General features: G+C 63.2%; 1 protein-coding gene and 1 pseudogene. Both read left to right on the forward strand.

All coding sequences use genetic code 11. The features are described from left to right. Positions 1-504, forward strand: a pseudogene (locus HV796_RS42515) (EmrA/EmrK family multidrug efflux transporter periplasmic adaptor subunit); the annotation flags it as partial. 39 nt (positions 505-543) lie between these two features. After that, a partial coding sequence (locus tag HV796_RS42520; RefSeq protein WP_175233588.1) for a DHA2 family efflux MFS transporter permease subunit occupies positions 544-1,268 on the forward strand: 725 nt, incomplete at its 3' end.

Below are 1,268 nucleotides of genomic sequence, written 5' to 3' on the forward strand. Positions count from 1 at the left end.
ATGGCGGTCGTGCCGCTCAATGGCGTGTGGGTCGACGCGAACTTCAAGGAAGGACAGTTGAGGCACATGCGGATCGGCCAGCCGGTCGAGCTGACCGCCGATATCTACGGCTCGTCGGTGGTCTATCACGGCAAGGTGGTCGGCTTCTCCGCCGGCACGGGCGCCGCGTTCGCGCTGCTGCCCGCGCAGAACGCGACCGGTAACTGGATCAAGGTCGTCCAGCGTCTGCCGGTGCGCATCGAGCTCGATGCGCAGGAACTCGCGAAACATCCGCTGCGCATCGGCCTGTCGATGCTGGCCGACGTCGACATCAGGAACGCAAGCGGCGGTGAGCTCGGCAATGCGCGGAACACCGTCTATCAGACCAAGGTGTTCGACAAGTACGGCGACGAGGCCGATGCCGAAATCGCGCGCATCATCGCGGCAAACGCGGGAACGGCCGCCAGCACAGCGCAGAAGGCTGCGGCACGCGGCGCGGGCAAACGCGCGGCGAAGCTGATGTAAGCCGTCCCACGTCAAAACAGAACAAAGGCTTTTCGCTCAATGGCTCAGGCTCAGGCGCCGATCGTTCACCCGCCGCTGCAAGGCGCACAACTCGTGATCGGCACGATCGCGGTATCGCTCGCGGTGTTCATGAACGTGCTCGACACATCGATCGCCAATGTGTCGATCCCGTCTATTTCCGGTGATCTCGGTGTGTCGTCCGACCAAGGCACGTGGGTCATCACGTCATTTGCGGTCGCCAACGCGATTTCGGTGCCGCTCACGGGCTGGCTGACCGATCGGATCGGCCAGGTACGGCTCTTTATGGCATCGATCGTACTGTTCGTGATCTCGTCGTGGATGTGCGGCCTTGCGCCCACGCTGCCGTTCCTGCTCGCGTCGCGCGTATTCCAGGGCGCCGTGGCGGGCCCGATGATTCCGCTGTCGCAGACACTGCTGCTGGCGAGCTACCCGCGCGCGAAAGCGCCGATGGCATTGTCGATGTGGGCGATGACGACGTTGATCGCGCCCGTCGCCGGGCCGATTCTCGGCGGGTGGATTTCGGACAACATCTCGTGGCCGTGGATCTTCTACGTGAATATTCCGGTTGGCATGATCGCAGCGGCCGCCACGTGGGCGATTTTTCGCGACCGCGATTCGGTCATCAGAAAGGCGCCGATCGATACGGTCGGCCTCGTGCTGCTGATCACCTGGGTCGGTTCGCTGCAGGTCATGCTCGACAAGGGCAAAGACCTCGACTGGTTTTCATCGACGACGATCATCGC

This window comes from Paraburkholderia humisilvae (assembly GCF_902859855.1).
GTDB classification, from domain to species: Bacteria; Pseudomonadota; Gammaproteobacteria; order Burkholderiales; family Burkholderiaceae; genus Paraburkholderia; species Paraburkholderia humisilvae.